General features: G+C 68.1%; 14 protein-coding genes and 1 pseudogene. 8 read left to right on the forward strand and 7 right to left on the reverse strand.

Going from position 1 to position 14,823, the window contains the following annotated elements:
- The 3 genes and pseudogenes from VLG41_RS21720 to VLG41_RS21730 form a co-directional block, all read right to left on the reverse strand.
- Positions 1 to 247: pseudogene (locus VLG41_RS21720) on the reverse strand (SPOR domain-containing protein); the annotation flags it as partial.
- A complete protein-coding gene (locus tag VLG41_RS21725; protein WP_325351465.1) occupies positions 241 to 1,044 on the reverse strand; it encodes a biotin--[acetyl-CoA-carboxylase] ligase in 804 nt (267 codons plus the stop codon). The pseudogene VLG41_RS21720 and the gene VLG41_RS21725, both read right to left, overlap by 7 nt.
- 1 nt (position 1,045) lies before the next feature.
- On the reverse strand, positions 1,046 to 1,573 hold the full coding sequence (locus tag VLG41_RS21730; RefSeq protein WP_414652527.1) for an SET domain-containing protein: 528 nt from the start codon (positions 1,571 to 1,573) through the stop codon (positions 1,046 to 1,048).
- Positions 1,574 to 1,684: 111 nt separating this feature from the next.
- Between VLG41_RS21730 and VLG41_RS21735 the strand changes: the two genes are divergently transcribed.
- Together VLG41_RS21735 and VLG41_RS21740 are read left to right on the forward strand one after the other, a co-directional pair.
- Complete coding sequence (locus VLG41_RS21735) at positions 1,685 to 4,627, forward strand: DNA topoisomerase III (protein WP_325351466.1); 2,943 nt, start codon at positions 1,685 to 1,687, stop codon at positions 4,625 to 4,627.
- A 28-nt stretch (positions 4,628 to 4,655) separates the two neighbouring features.
- Entirely contained in the window at positions 4,656 to 5,300 is a 645-nt protein-coding gene (locus VLG41_RS21740; RefSeq protein ID WP_325351467.1) for a glutathione S-transferase family protein, read from the forward strand.
- 22 nt (positions 5,301 to 5,322) lie between these two features.
- On the opposite strand, the gene VLG41_RS21745 is transcribed toward VLG41_RS21740, so the two are convergent.
- From VLG41_RS21745 to VLG41_RS21755, 3 genes are all read right to left on the reverse strand, one after another.
- On the reverse strand, positions 5,323 to 6,699 hold the full coding sequence (locus VLG41_RS21745) for a sensor histidine kinase (protein ID WP_325351477.1): 1,377 nt from the start codon (positions 6,697 to 6,699) through the stop codon (positions 5,323 to 5,325).
- Between the two features lie 185 nt (positions 6,700 to 6,884).
- Complete coding sequence (locus VLG41_RS21750; protein ID WP_325351468.1) at positions 6,885 to 7,553, reverse strand: response regulator transcription factor; 669 nt, start codon at positions 7,551 to 7,553, stop codon at positions 6,885 to 6,887.
- Between the two features lie 61 nt (positions 7,554 to 7,614).
- Positions 7,615 to 8,088, reverse strand: coding sequence for a MarR family transcriptional regulator (locus VLG41_RS21755; RefSeq protein WP_325351469.1), 474 nt, complete (start codon positions 8,086 to 8,088; stop codon positions 7,615 to 7,617).
- A 142-nt stretch (positions 8,089 to 8,230) separates the two neighbouring features.
- On the opposite strand from VLG41_RS21755, the gene recA reads away from it, so the two are divergent.
- Both recA and recX read left to right on the forward strand, forming a co-directional pair.
- Positions 8,231 to 9,355, forward strand: coding sequence for a recombinase RecA (gene recA / locus VLG41_RS21760; RefSeq protein ID WP_325351470.1), 1,125 nt, complete (start codon positions 8,231 to 8,233; stop codon positions 9,353 to 9,355).
- A 5-nt stretch (positions 9,356 to 9,360) separates the two neighbouring features.
- The gene (recX, locus tag VLG41_RS21765) at positions 9,361 to 9,822 is read left to right on the forward strand and encodes a recombination regulator RecX (protein ID WP_325351471.1); all 462 of its coding nucleotides are present in this window, start codon (positions 9,361 to 9,363) and stop codon (positions 9,820 to 9,822) included.
- Here the strand turns inward: recX and argC are convergent.
- A complete protein-coding gene (argC, locus tag VLG41_RS21770; RefSeq protein WP_325351472.1) occupies positions 9,819 to 10,745 on the reverse strand; it encodes an N-acetyl-gamma-glutamyl-phosphate reductase in 927 nt (308 codons plus the stop codon). The two genes, recX and argC, sit on opposite strands and share 4 nt — an antisense overlap.
- Positions 10,746 to 10,912: 167 nt before the next feature.
- Between argC and sucC the strand changes: the two genes are divergently transcribed.
- The 4 genes from sucC (at position 10,913) to VLG41_RS21790 (ending at position 14,794) form a co-directional block, all read left to right on the forward strand.
- The gene (sucC, locus tag VLG41_RS21775; RefSeq protein ID WP_325351473.1) at positions 10,913 to 12,076 is read left to right on the forward strand and encodes an ADP-forming succinate--CoA ligase subunit beta; all 1,164 of its coding nucleotides are present in this window, start codon (positions 10,913 to 10,915) and stop codon (positions 12,074 to 12,076) included.
- Between the two features lie 14 nt (positions 12,077 to 12,090).
- Positions 12,091 to 12,984, forward strand: coding sequence for a succinate--CoA ligase subunit alpha (sucD, locus tag VLG41_RS21780; RefSeq protein ID WP_288253507.1), 894 nt, complete (start codon positions 12,091 to 12,093; stop codon positions 12,982 to 12,984).
- Between the two features lie 341 nt (positions 12,985 to 13,325).
- Positions 13,326 to 14,111 (forward strand): Stp1/IreP family PP2C-type Ser/Thr phosphatase, encoded by a 786-nt coding sequence (locus tag VLG41_RS21785; RefSeq protein ID WP_325351474.1) that lies wholly within the window; start codon positions 13,326 to 13,328, stop codon positions 14,109 to 14,111.
- Between the two features lie 50 nt (positions 14,112 to 14,161).
- Positions 14,162 to 14,794, forward strand: a complete 633-nt coding sequence (locus VLG41_RS21790) for an FHA domain-containing protein (protein ID WP_325351475.1) — start codon at positions 14,162 to 14,164, stop codon at positions 14,792 to 14,794.
- Positions 14,795 to 14,823 lie beyond the last annotated feature (29 nt).

Raw genomic sequence — 14,823 nt, forward strand, 5'->3', positions numbered from 1 at the left:
GTTCGGCCGCGGGGCCGGGTGCCGGGGGCGTGGCCGGCGCGGGGCGCGACGGCGCGTTCGCCGGCGGCTCGGCGCCGCGCGGCCCATTCAGCAGGCGCACGCTCTCCGGCGCAATCTGCTTCGTCAAACGCTGGGGCTCGCGCGGATCACTTGGTGGGGGGAAGCCGATCGCCACGAGATGGCCCTGCGTCCACGCGAAATACAGGCCATTGGCCACCAGCAGCACCGCGACCACCCACCTCAGCATGGGCGCACACTCACTTCCGCGCTGTCCACGCGGCGCAGCTGGCCGTTCACGCGCACCAGGAGCGCGCCGTCTTCAGCCACGCCGCAGGCGGTGCCTGTGCTGCCATCGCTCAGGCGCAGCTCGCGGTCCTTCAGTGCGTCGCGCGCCGCGTAGCGCACCGCAAAGGGCGCGAAGCCTTCGGCGGCGAAGCGCTGCACGTCGTGCACCAGGGGCGGCACCAGGCGCGGCAGCAGCTCGGCGGCAGTCACGCCCATCTCGACCTCGGCCAGACCGGCCGGCGCAGTGGTCCCCATCGGACCGGCCGGCACACTCGCCAGCGCGTCCTCGGCCGGCCGCGCCACATTGATGCCCACACCGATCACCACCGAGCGCGGGCCCTCGCGCTCATCGGCGTGGCCCGCCGTTTCCACCAGGATGCCGCCGAGCTTGCGGCCCATGAGCCACAGGTCGTTGGGCCACTTCAGCCGCACGTCGGCGTGCAACTGTTCGGCCAGGCTCAAGCCCACGGTGAGCGACAGGCCCGACCAGCTTTTCGGCGCCAGCGACAGACCCAACGAAAAGGTGAGCGATTGCCCGACGCGGCTGTGCCAGCCACGCCCCAGGCGGCCGCGCCCGGCGGTCTGGCGCTCGGCCACCAGCAGCACCGGGTCCAGCGGCGCGGTGCGCGCGCGGCGCATGAGTTCGGTGTTGGTGGAATCGATCTCTTCGAGCACCTCGACCGTGAAGCCAGGCAGGTCGGGCACCACCGCCTGCCAGATGGCCTCGGCGCCGCCCGCGAGCGAGGCAGTGGCGGTCATGTCACCCGAGCTTGGTGGCGCGCCCGCCGCGCTTGGGCGCCAGCAGCGTGCCGCGGCACTTCTTGGCGCCGCACCAGCAGGGGTACTGCGCCTTCAGCTTGGGCGTCAGCGGTTCGTCGATGACGAGGCCGTAGTCGTAGAACAGCTCTTCGCCGGCGGCGATGGCGCGCAGCGAGCGGATGAAGACGCGGCCGTCTTCGATGTCGGCTTCGCAGTTGGGCTTGCAACTGTGGTTGATCCAGCGCGCCGAGTTGCCGCCGTACTTGGCGTCGATCACGCGGTCTTCGTCGATGTGGAAGTAGAAGGTGTGGTTGGGGTCGCTCGGGTCGTGTGGGTGGCGCTCCAGCGCCTCGGTCCAGGTGATGATTTCGCCCGTGTACTCGATCAGCGTCTCGCCCGGGGCCAGGTCCACCAGGGCGAACACGCCCTTGCCGTGCACGCCCGAGCGGCGGGTCTGGATGCGGCGCGTGTCGGTGGTTTTGGCTGCGGAAGACTTGCGTGCCGATGGTTTGCGGGCGGTTTTCGTCACGTCGAATTTCTTTGGTAAGGTTGTTTTGTGCGGGTGCGCGCGTGGGTGCGCGCACGACAAGCGCGCGCACATGTGTGTGCGCGCCCGCGCGTATGGGAGCGGATTGTAGAGATGAAAACCCTGGTCATTGCCGAGAAGCCGTCCGTGGCGCAAGACATCGTCCGCGCCCTGACGCCGGTCGCGGGCAAGTTCGACAAGCACGACGATCACTTCGAGAACGATCGGTACGTGGTCACGTCCGCCGTGGGCCACCTGGTGGAAATCGCCGCGCCCGAGCAATTCGACGTCAAGCGCGGCAAGTGGAGCTTCGCCCACCTGCCGGTGCTGCCACCGTATTTCGAGCTCAAGCCGATCGACAAGGCGAAGTCGCGCCTGAACGCCGTGGTGAAACTGGCCAGGCGCAAGGACGTCACCGAGCTGATCAACGCCTGCGACGCGGGCCGCGAGGGTGAGCTGATCTTCCGCCTGATCGAGCAGTACGCGGGTGGCCTGAAGGGTGGCCAGTACCAGGGTCTGGGCAAGCCGGTGAGCCGCCTGTGGCTGCAGTCCATGACGCCGGCCGCGATCCGCGAGGGCTTCGAACGCCTGCGCAGCGACGCGCAGATGCGCGGCCTGGCCGACGCGGCGCGCAGCCGCTCCGAGGCCGACTGGCTGGTGGGCATCAACGGTACCCGCGCGATGACCGCCTTCAACTCGCGCGACGGCGGCTTCTTCCTCACCACCGTGGGCCGCGTGCAGACGCCCACGCTGTCCATCGTCGTCGAGCGCGAGGAAAAGATCCGCGCGCACAAGCCGCGCGACTACTGGGAGATCCACGCCAGCTTCCTGGCCGAGGCCGGCGAGTACCCCGGCAAGTGGTTCAACCCCGACTTCAAGAAGCCCACGGGCGAGGACGCCGACGCCGACCTGCGCGCCGACCGCGTCTGGAGTCTGCTGGAGGCGCAGGCCATCGTGGACGCGGTGCGTGGCAAGGCCGCCAGCGTCAAGGAAGAGAGCAAGCCCACCACCCAGGCCTGCGGTCAGCTCTACGACCTGACCAGCCTGCAGCGCGAGGCCAATGGCCGCTTCGGGTTCTCGGCCAAGACCACGCTGCAGCTGGCGCAGAGCCTGTACGAGCGCCACAAGGCCCTGACCTACCCACGAACCGATTCGCGCGCCCTGCCCGAGGACTACCTGGGCACGGTGAAGGACACCTTCGAGATGCTGGCCGGCAGCGGCATGGCGCATCTGGCGCCGCACGCCAGGACGGCGCTGAGCAACGGCTACATCAAGCCCAGCAAGCGCATCTTCGACAACAGCAAGGTGTCGGACCACTTCGCCATCATTCCCACGCTGCAGGCGCCGCATGGCCTTTCCGAGGCCGAGCAGAAGCTCTACGACCTGGTGGTGCGCCGCTTCATCGCGGTGTTCTTCCCCAGCGCCGAGTTCCTGGTCACCACGCGCATCAGCAGTGTGCTCAACCACCACTTCAAGACCGAAGGCAAGGTACTGGTCAAGCCGGGCTGGATGGCCGTCTACGGCAAGGAAGCCGCCGAGGACGTGGAGGGCGCGCAAGCCGGCGACAAGGGACAGAACCTGGTGCCGGTGCGCGAAGGCGAGACGGTTCGCACCGAGTCGGTGGAGCACAAGGGCTTGCAGACCCGCCCGCCCGCGCGCTACAGCGAAGCCACGCTGCTGGCCGCCATGGAGGGCGCGGGCAAGCTCATCGACGACGAGGAACTGCGCGAGGCCATGCACGAGAAGGGCCTGGGCACGCCGGCCACGCGCGCGGCCACCATCGAAGGCCTGCTGGCCGAGAAGTACATGTTGCGCGAAGGCCGCGAGCTCATCCCCACCGCCAAGGCGTTCCAGCTCATGACGCTGCTGCGTGGCCTGGAGGTGGAGGACCTCTCCAAGCCCGAGCTCACCGGCGAGTGGGAGTACAAGCTCGCGCAGATGGAGCACGGCAAGCTCTCGCGCGACGCCTTCATGGCCGAGATCGCGGCCATGACCGAGCGCCTGGTGAAAAAGGCCAAGGAATACGACCGAGACACCGTGCCGGGCGACTACGCCACCCTGTCCACGCCCTGCCCCAACTGCGGCGGCGTGGTCAAGGAGAACTACCGCCGCTTCGCCTGCACCGGTACCAATGGCGCCAGCGAGGGCTGCGGCTTCTCGTTCACCAAATCCCCCGCGGGCCGCACCTTCGAGACCGCCGAGGCCAACGATTTCCTGCGCGACAAGCGCATCGGCCCGCTGGAGGGCTTTCGCTCCAAGGCGGGCTGGCCCTTCGTGGCCGAACTCGCGCTCAAGTACAGCGAGGAAGACCGCAACTGGAAGCTCGAATTCGACTTCGGCGACGACCGCAAGGACGAGGAGACGGGCGAGCTGGTCGACTTCTCCGGCAGCGAGTCTCTGGGCGCCTGCCCCAAGTGCGGCGGCGCGGTGCACGAGCACGGCGCCAACTACGTCTGCGAGCGCGCCGTGCCCACGGCGCAGCAGCCCACGCCGAGCTGCGATTTCAAGAGCGGCAAGGTCATCCTGCAGCAGCCCGTGGCGCGCGAGCAGATGAGCAAGCTGCTGGCCACCGGCAAGACCGACCTGCTCGACAAGTTCGTCTCCATGCGCACGCGCCGCTCGTTCAAGGCCTTCCTGGCCTGGGACGCCGAGGCCGGCAAGGTGAACTTCGAGTTCGAGAAGCGCAACAGCAAGTACCCGCCGCGCAAGGGCGCGCCGGCCCGCCCCGCCGCCAAGGCCGCCGCACCCGCGAAGAAGGCCGCGGCCAAGAAGGTCCCGGCCGCCAAGAAGGCGCCCGCCGAGAAGAAAGCCCCGCGCAAGACCACGGCCGCCAACGGCAAGCAACCCAGTGCGGCACTGGCAGCGGTCATCGGCGAAGGCCCGGTGTCTCGGCCCGAGGTGGTCAAGAAGCTGTGGGACTACATCAAGGCCAACGGCCTGCAGGACCCGGCGGACAAGCGCCGCGTCAAGGCCGACGCCAAGCTGCGCCCCGTGTTCGGCAAGGACGCGGTCACCATGTTCGAGATCGCCGGCCTGGTCGGCCAGCACCTGAGCTGAATTCAACCCAAACCTGGAGACAGACCCCATGAGCCTCAAGCTCTATTACGCGCCCGGCGCGTGTTCCTTCGTGCCGCACAGCTCGCTCGAACTGGCGGGCGCCACCTTTGAGCCCTCGCTGGTCAAGCTGCACAAGGGCGAACAGCGCGCACCCGAGTACCTCGCCATCAACCCGCGCGGCCAGGTGCCGGTGCTGGTGGACGGCGACGAGGTCATCACGCAGATCCCGGCCATCGTGCTCTACCTCGACGGCAAGTTTCCCGAAGCCGGCCTGCTGCCCGCGTCGGGCGTGGCGCGCACGCGCGCGCTCCAGACCCTGGCCTGGATGAACAACACCGTGCACCCGACCTTCACGCACGTGTTCATGCCGCAGAAATTCACCGCCGACGAGGCCGCCCAGAAGGCGGTGAAGGCGCACGCGGTGGAAAGCTACCGCGGCCTGCTCGGCGAAATCGAGGCACTGGCGCAGAAGGCCAGCCCCTGGCTGAGCGGCAACAAGCCCGGTGCGCTGGACGCCTACGCGCTCACGCTGCTGCGCTGGGGCGGCTTCGCGGGCATCGATCCCAACAGCCTGCCCGCCACCTGGGCGCTGGTGCAGCGCTTCGCGGCGCTGCCGGCGGTGGCGCGCGCGATCGAGCGCGAGCGACTGGAGTTGAACGTCTACAAAGGCTGATGCAGCGGGCCGGCGCAGGCCGTCACTCGCCCAGCGCCTGCTTCGCCACGAAACGCACCGACACGCGCAGCCCGGGGCGGGCGCGCTCCGGGTGCGCATCCTCCATGTGCACGGTCGCACCGTGCTGCTGCGCGATCTCCTGCACGATGGCCAGGCCCAGGCCCGAGCCGTCGACGTCGGTGCCCAGCGCGCGGTAGAAGGGCTGCATCACCAGGCCCCGCTCGCTGGCCGGGATGCCGGGGCCGTTGTCTTCCACCTGCACGAGCTGCACGCCGCTGAAGCGGTCCACCAGCACGCGCGCCGTCACCACGCCCTTGGGCCCGCCATAGGCCATGGCGTTGTCCACCAGGTTGCGCACCATCTCCTGCAGCAGCGTGGGGTTGCCGGTGAGTTGCAGTTCCTCGGGCACCTCGCTGTCGCCCTCCACGCCCAGGTCCACGCCCAGTTCCAGCGCGCGCGGCACGGTGTCGCGCACCACGGCGGCCACCAGGCGCGCCAGGTCGACGCGCGCGCTCGGCAGGGTTCGTCCCGTGGTCTCGGCGCGCGCCAGGGCGAGCAGCTGGTTCACCGTGTGCGTCGCACGCGCGCTGGAGCGCGCGATCTGATGCAATGAGCCGCGCAGTCCCGCCGGGTCGGACTCGCGCTGGGCCAGTTCGGCCTGCATGCGCAGGCCTGCCAGCGGTGTCTTCAATTGGTGCGCCGCGTCGGCCAGGAAGCGGCGCTGCGTGGTAAGCGATACCTTCAGCCGGGCCAGCAGGTCGTTGATGGAGGACACCAGCGGCGCCACTTCCTGCGGGATGTCGGCTTCCTCGATCGGGCTCAGGTCGTCCGGGCGGCGTGCGCGGATGCGCTGCTCCAGGTCCGACAGCGGGCGGATGCCGCGCACCAGCGCCAGCCAGACCAGCAGCACCGCCAGCGGCAGGATCACGAACTGCGGGACCATCACCCCCTTGATGATCTCGTTGGCCAGCGTGGAGCGCCGCCCCGTGGTCTCGGCCACCTGCAAGAGCACCGGGCGCAGGGGGTCGGGCCGCGCGAGCCAGGTGTAGGCCACGCGCACGGCGTCGCCGCGCAGCACGTCGTCGCGCTGGCGTATGCGGCCGGCCTCCGGCACCTCGTCGGCGGGTGGCGCGGGCAGGTCGAACTCACCGCTGACGAATTGGCCTCGTGCATCGGCGAGCTGGTAGTACACCAGGTCCGAGTCATCGGCGCGCAGCAGGTCGCGCGTCTGCGGATCGATCGCGAAGCGCAAGCTGCCGCCTTCCACCACCACCAGCTGCGCCAGGGCCTGCAGGTTGTATTCGAGCGCCCGGTCGAAGGGCTTGTTGGCAATGCCCTGCGCCACCACCCACGTGAGGGCAAGCGACAGCGGCCACAGCAGCAGCAGCGGCGTGAGCATCCAGTCCAGGATCTCGCCGAACAGGCTGCGCTGCTCGCGCTGGAACAGGCCGAAGGAGATCGGTGTGGTGGGCCGCTCGCGCGCCGGGCTGTTGTCCAGGGGCGCCACGGAACCGGCTTCGCCGGGCCGCAGGCGCCGCCCCCCCTCCGGGGGGGTGACGGGCCGCAGGCCCGGCGCAGGGGGGGTCACACCTTCTCCAGGCAGTAGCCCAGGCCGCGCACGGTGGCGATGCGGATCGGTCCCTTCTCGATCTTCTTGCGCAGGCGGTGGATGTAGACCTCGATCGCGTTGGTGCTGACCTCCTCGCCCCATTCGCACAGGCGCTCGACGAGCTGGTCCTTGCTGACCAGGCGGCCCGCGCGCTGCAGCAGCACCTCGAGCAGGCCCAGTTCGCGCGCGGAGAGCTCCACCAGCTTGCCGTCGATGGTGGCCACGCGGCCCGCCTGGTCGTATTCCAGCGGGCCGTGGCGGATGGTGTTGGTGCTGCCGCCCATGCCGCGGCGCGTGAGCGCGCGCACGCGCGCCTCGAGTTCCTGCAGCGAAAAGGGCTTGGCCATGTAGTCGTCGGCACCGAAGTCCAGGCCCTTGACGCGCTCCTCCACGCTGTCGGCCGCGGTGAGGATGAGCACCGGCATGGCCGAGCCGCGCGAGCGCAGGCGCTTGAGCACCTCCAGGCCATGCAGGCGCGGCAGGCCCAGGTCGAGGATGAGCAGGTCGAACTCGTTGTTGGTCATCAGGGCCGCGTCGGCTTCGGTGCCGCTGGCCACGTGATCGACCGCCGCGCCGGCTGCGCGCAGGCTGCGCAGCAGGCCATCGGCCAGCACGTGGTCATCCTCGGCGATCAGGATGCGCATGGCTTGTCTCCTTGGATCTGCGGGGCATTGTAGGGACGGCGCCCCGTGGCGGTGGGGCGCTTCAGGCCTGCGCGTAGGCCTCCAGACCGATGGCCACCACCGTGGCCACCTCATCGCCCACCTGCGCGGCGAACTCGGCCTCGGCCCGGGCCACCGCGCGGCGGAAGGCGTTGAGCCAGAGCAGGCCGTCGGGCGTGAAGGCGATGCGCCGGGCCCGCGCGTCCAGGGGGTCGTTCTCGCGCCGTACCAGGCCCCAGGCCTCGCACTGGGTGACGAGGTCGCCCATGGCCTGCTTGCTCATGCCGGCGGCCTGCGCGAGTTCGGTGAGGCGCGAGCCGCGCAGTGAGAGGTGCCGCGTGATGTGCACGTGCGCCGCGCCCACTTGCTGCCGCGCCGCCAGATTGGACAGGGCCAGCGGCACCTCGGCGTCGTGCGCCATCAGGTGCAGCACGCGGGCGTCGAAGCGGCGCAGCGCCTCCCCCAGCAAGCGGCCCAGATGGCCGCCGCGCCAGCGGTCGTCGGGTAAGGAAATCATGACGGCAGATTGTCAGGCAAACTGACCAAAAATCGCCTTGCCAGCAAGCAATGAGTCGCTAAACTGCTGGGCATGCATCCAGTACTGGATGTGATCACAGATCTCGGAAGTCAACACCCACTCACTGCTCAGGAGCCACCAAATGGACGCACCCGTGAAAAATGCCGCCCTCAACAGCGAAAAGGCCAAGGCCCTGCAGGCCGCGCTGGCCCAGATCGAAAAGCAGTTCGGCAAGGGCACGATCATGAAGCTCGGCGAGGGCGAGGTGATCGAGGACATCCAGGTCGTCTCCACCGGCTCGCTGGGCCTGGACATCGCGCTCGGCGTCGGCGGCCTCCCGCGTGGCCGCGTGATCGAGATCTACGGCCCGGAATCGTCCGGCAAGACCACACTCACCCTGCAGGTCATCGCCGAGATGCAGCGCCTGAACGGCACCTGCGCCTTCGTCGACGCCGAGCACGCCCTGGACGTGCAGTACGCGCAAAAGCTCGGCGTGAACCTGCCCGACCTGCTCATCAGCCAGCCCGACACCGGCGAACAGGCCCTGGAAATCGTCGATTCCCTGGTGCGCTCGGGCGCGGTGGACCTGGTCGTCGTTGACTCGGTGGCCGCGCTCACGCCCCGGGCCGAGATCGAGGGCGAGATGGGCGACCAACTGCCCGGCTTGCAGGCCCGCCTGATGAGCCAGGCGCTGCGCAAGCTCACGGCCACCATCAAGAAGACCAACTGCACGGTCATCTTCATCAACCAGATCCGCATGAAGATCGGCGTGATGTTCGGCAGCCCCGAAACCACCACCGGCGGCAACGCGCTCAAGTTCTATGCCTCGGTGCGCCTGGACATCCGCCGCACGGGCACCATCAAGAAGGGCGATGACGCCATCGGCAACGAGACCAAGGTCAAGGTGGTGAAGAACAAGGTCTCGCCGCCGTTCAAGACGGCCGAGTTCGACATCCTGTTCGGCGAAGGCATCAGCCGCGAGGGAGAGATCCTCGACCTGGGCGTGGTGCACCGCGTGGTCGAGAAGTCCGGCGCCTGGTACGCCTACAACGGCGAGAAGATCGGCCAGGGCCGCGACAACGCGCGCGAGTTCCTCAAGGAAAACGTCGAGCTGCGCGTCGAGATCGAGAACAAGGTGCGCGAGGCCCTGGGCGTGCCGCTGCTGCCAGTGGACGGCGCGCCCGGCGCCGAAGAGGCCACGCCCGCCAAGGGCCGCAAGTCGAAAGCCAAGGCCGACGCCGCTGACGCCGAAGCGGCTGACGCCTGAGCACCGTGGGCTTCGAGAAGCCCTCGCTCAAGGGCCGCGCGCTGCGGCTGCTGGCGCAGCGCGAGCACTCGCGTGCGGAGCTGCAGCGCAAGCTCGCCGCGCACGAGGAAACGCCGGGTGAGCTCGCGCAGGCGCTCGACGAGCTGCAAGCCAAGGGCTTCATCGACGAGCAGCGCGTCATCGAATCGGTGATCCACCGCCGCGCCGCGCGCCTGGGGGCTTCGCGCGTGCGGCAGGAGTTGCAGGCCAAGGGCCTGCCGGCCGAGGCGGTGGCGCAGGCGGTGGGTGAACTGCGCGGCAGCGAGGTCGAACGCGCGCGCGAGGTGTGGCGCAAGAAATTCGGCCGCATGCCCGCCGATGCGGCGGAGCGCGCGAAGCAGATGCGCTTTCTGTCCGCGCGCGGTTTTGGCGGTGAGGCGATCCGCCGGGTGGTGGCGGGGGCCGACGACGGGCTGGATGCGGCTTAAAGCCCCAGCATCAGCTTGAGGTTCTGCACCGCCGCGCCGCTGGCGCCCTTGCCCAGGTTGTCCAGCCGCGCGATCAGCAGCGCGTGGCGGTGCCCTTCGTTGGCGAACACGCGCAGCTCGATCAGGTTGGTGTCGTTGAGCGCGGTGGCGTCGAGCTTGCCGTCCTCGGTGGGCGGCAGCACCTTCACGAAGCCGCCCGCGGCCGCGCTCGCGGCGTAGTGCTTCACCAGCGCACCGTGCAGGTCGGCCGCCTTGGGTTGGCCGGGCAGGCTGTCCAGGTGCAGCGGCAGGTGCACCAGCATGCCCTGGCGGAAGTTGCCCACCGCGGGGATGAAGATGGGGCGGTGTTTGAGGCCGGTGAGCGCCATGATCTCAGGCAGGTGCTTGTGCGACAGGCCCAGCGCGTAGGCCTCGAACAGCGGCGCGGTGCCGGCCTCGTAGGCCTCGATCATCGAGCGGCCACCGCCCGAGTAGCCGCTGACCGAGGGCAGGCACAGCGGGAAGTCGGCGGGGATCAGTCCGGCATCCACCAGCGGCCGGATGAGCGCGATGGCGCCCGTGGCGTAGCAGCCGGGGTTGGCCACACGATCGGCCTGCCGAACGGCGGCCGCCTGCGTGGCGGTGAGTTCGGGAAAGCCGTAGACCCAGCCGGGCGCCGTGCGGTGCGCGGTGGACGCATCGATGATGCGGGGCTTCTTGCCGCTCAGGCCGTCGATCATCGCGACCGACTCGCGTGCCGCGTCGTCGTGCAGGCACAGGATCACGAGGTCGGCCTGGGCCATGAGTTCGCGCTTGGCCTCAGGGTCCTTGCGGCGCTCGGGCGCGATGCTGAGCAGTTGCACGCCCGGCTCCTTCACGAGCCGCTCGCGGATCTGCAGGCCGGTGGTGCCGGCTTCGCCGTCGATGAAGATCTGGTGGGCCATGCGCGAATCCTGTGGCGATGCGGTTCGGCGGGTCTCGGGACCGTGCCCGCCATGAACCGGTTTGGTGCGATGCACCATGATACAGTCACCGGTTGCTCCGTCCGTGAGCCCGTCCATCCGCCGCCGCTGCCGCGCCGGACACACGATCCATCCCTGAGAGAGACCTCATGAAGATTCACGAATACCAAGGCAAGGAAATCCTGCGCCAGTTTGGTGTGCCCGTGCCGCGCGGCATCCCCGCGTTCACGGTGCAGGAGGCGGTGGAAGCCGCGCAGAAGCTCGGCGGACCCGTGTGGGTCGTCAAGGCGCAGATCCACGCCGGTGGTCGCGGCAAGGGCGGCGGCGTGAAGGTGGCCAAGAGCATCGATCAGGTGAAAGAGCTCGCCGGTCAGATCCTGGGCATGCAGCTCAAGACCCACCAGACGGGCCCCGAGGGCCAGAAGGTTCGCCGCCTCTACATCGAAGACGGCGCCGACATCCAGAAGGAGTACTACCTCTCCGCCGTGACCGACCGCGGCACGCAGAAGGTGGCCTTCATCGCCTCCAGCGAAGGCGGCATGGACATCGAGGAAGTGGCGCACGCCACGCCCGAGAAGATCGTGAAGGTCTTCGTCGACCCGCTGGTCGGCTTCACCGACGCGCAAGCCAAGGAACTCGCCAAAGGCATCAACCTGCCGGCCGATTCCGAAGCGCAGTTCACCGACGTCTGCAAGAAGCTCTACAAGTGCTACATGGAGACGGACGCCTCGCTGGTCGAGATCAACCCGCTCAACCGCGACGGCAAGGGCAACATCATCGCCCTGGACGCCAAGTTCAACTTCGACTCCAACGCCCTGTTCCGCCATCCCGAGATCGTCGCGCTGCGCGACCTGGACGAAGAGGATCCGGCCGAAATCGAGGCCTCCAAGTTCGACCTCGCTTACATCAGCCTGGACGGCAACATCGGCTGCCTGGTGAACGGTGCGGGCCTGGCCATGGCCACCATGGACACGATCAAGCTGTTCGGCGCCGAGCCCGCCAACTTCCTCGACGTGGGCGGCGGCGCCACCCCCGAGAAGGTGACCGAGGCCTTCAAGATCATGCTCAAGAACGACAAGGTGAAGGCCATTCTGGTCAACATCTTCGGCGGCATCATGAAGTGCGACACCATCGCCACCGGTGTGATCACCGCCTGCCGCGCGGTGAACCTGAGCGTGCCGCTGGTGGTGCGCATGAAGGGCACCAACGAAGAACTGGGCAAGAAGATGCTGGCCGAATCCGGCCTGCCCATCATCAGCGCCGACTCGATGGCCGAAGCGGCCCAGAAGGTCGTTGCCGCCGTCAAAGCCTGAGCCGAGGAACAAACATGTCGATCTACATCAACAAGGACACCAAGGTCATCACCCAGGGCATCACGGGCAAGACCGGCCAGTTCCACACCGAGAAGTGCCAGGAGTACGCGAACGGCAAGCACTGCTTCGCCGCCGGCGTGAACCCCAAGAAGGCGGGCGAGTCGATCTTCAATATCCCGATCTACGCCTCGGTGAAAGAAGCCGCCCAGCAGACCGGCGCCACCGTCTCGGTGATCTACGTGCCGCCCGCGGGCGCCGCCGCCGCCATCTGGGAAGCCGTTGAGGCCGACCTGGACCTGGCGATCTGCATCACCGAAGGCATCCCGGTGCGCGACATGCTGGAAGTGCGCAACAAGATGAAGGCCAAGGAAGCCAAGGGTGGCAAGAAGACCCTGCTGCTTGGCCCCAACTGCCCCGGCCTGATCACGCCCGACGAAATCAAGATCGGCATCATGCCCGGTCACATCCACCGCAAGGGCCGCATCGGCGTGGTGTCCCGCTCGGGCACGCTCACCTATGAAGCCGTGGCGCAGCTCACCGAAATCGGCCTGGGCCAGTCCAGCGCGGTCGGCATCGGTGGCGACCCCATCAACGGCCTCAAGCACATCGACGTGATGAAGGCCTTCAACGACGACCCCGATACGGACGCCGTGATCATGATCGGCGAGATCGGCGGCCCGGACGAGGCGGAAGCCGCGATGTGGTGCAAAGCGAACATGAAGAAGCCCGTGGTGGGCTTCATCGCAGGCGTCACGGCGCCCCCCGGCAAGCGCATGGGTCACGCCGGCGCGCTCATCAGCGGCGGCGCCGACACGGCCGACGCCAAGCTGGCCATCATGGAAGAGTGTGGCTTCAAGGTCACGCGCAACCCGTCCGAGATGGGCAAGCTGCTCAAGTCGCTGATCTGAGCGAATTGCACAGATGTGGAAAAGGCAACGCGCGCGTTGCCTTTTTTTTCGCCTGTTGCGCTCAACGTGACGCTTGTCACCGATGCCGCTTGTCTCGCCCGGGGCGTCTGAAACAAAATGCAACACCTGTCGGGCGGCATCTGCCGCTTGTCCTTCCAACCCTGCGTGAGGCCGATGATCCAACGGCTCGCACGTCGTCGCGAGTCTCGTCTGGAGTGTCTCCGTGTCTGTCCTTGAACCGCCGCTCGCCGTGGGCCGGCCCCGCCTTCGGCACTCCCAGCCCCTGCGGTCGTCCGCCGACGAACGCGCCTCGATTCGCCCACCGGTATAACGCCACGCTCATGAATTTCGAGTTTCACGCCCTGACCGATCCTGGTCTCGTCAGGGACAACAACGAAGACTCGGTGGCGCTCGACCCCGACAACCGCCTGGCCATCCTTGCCGATGGCATGGGCGGCTACAACGCGGGCGAGGTGGCCAGTGCCATGGCCACCACCTTCATCAAGACGGAACTGGGGCGCTGGATCGCCGAGGGCGGCTTCGAGGCCAGCGCGCGCGAACTGAAGCGGGCGATGGAAATCTGCATCGACAACGCCAACCGGTCGATCTTCAACGCCGCCAACGCCAACCCGCAGTACGCCGGCATGGGCACCACGCTCGTGATGGGCGTGTTCCTCGATGGGCGCGTGATGATCGGCCACGTCGGCGATTCGCGCTGCTACCGCCTGCGCCGGGGCGAGTTCGTGCAGATGACGCGCGACCATTCCCTGCTGCAGGAGCAGATCGACGCCGGCCTGATCTCCATGGAGCAGGCGCAGTTTGCCACGCACCGCAACCTGGTGACGCGCGCGCTGGGCGTGGAAGACACCGTGCTGCTCGAAGTCAACGAATACCGCGTCGAAGACGGTGACCTCTACCTTTTCTGCTCCGACGGCCTGAACGACATGCTCAGCGACGAGCGCATCGCCGCGTTGCTGGTCACCGCCGGCACCTTGGAGGAAAAGGCAACGGCCCTGGTGGAAGCCGCCAATGGCGCGGGTGGGCGCGACAATATTTCGGTGATACTGGCGTGTGCCCGCGCCCGAGCCACCCGCCGCGGCCTGCTGTCGCGCATGCTGGGCCAATAATCCGCTCTGATCCCAAACCAAGTCCAACAGGAATCCCCGAGGAGTCGGCCATGCCGAAAATGATCGTTTCCATCGACGGCGTCGTCATCAAGGAGGTGCAGCTCACCAAGGACCGCACCACGCTGGGCCGCCGTCCTTACAACGACATCGTGATCGACAACCTGGCCGTCAGCGGCGAGCACGCCGTCCTTCAGATGTCGGGCGCCGACGTCTTCCTCGAGGACCTCAACAGCACCAACGGCACATACGTCAACGGCAAGGCGATCAAGAAGCAGCAGCTCCAGGGGGGCGACACGGTCGAGATCGGCAAGTACAAGATCAAGTTCGTCAACGACTCGGCCGACTCCCACGAGAAGACCACCGTGATCAGTGCTGGCGCGGTGGTCTCCGGTGCCGCCGAGGCGGCCGCTGCGGTCAATCTCGGCCCGGCCGCCATCAAGGTCATCAGCGGCTCGGCCGCGGGCCGCGAGGTCGCCTTGACCAAGGTCGTCACCACCATCGGCAAGCCGGGAGTGGCGGTGGCCGCCATCACCCGCCGCCCGCATGGCTACGTGGTGGCCATGGTCGAGGGCACGGTCAAGCCCACGGTCAACGGGAAGCCGCTCAGCACCGACGGCATCGACCTCCACCACGGCGACCTGCTGGAGCTGGCCGGCACGCAGATGCAGTTCGTGCAGCAGTGACGGTAGCCGTCTTGGCGCGCCCGTCGCCA

Origin of the sequence: Hydrogenophaga sp. (assembly GCF_035481345.1) — a bacterium.
In the GTDB taxonomy this organism is placed as follows: domain Bacteria; phylum Pseudomonadota; class Gammaproteobacteria; order Burkholderiales; family Burkholderiaceae_C; genus Hydrogenophaga.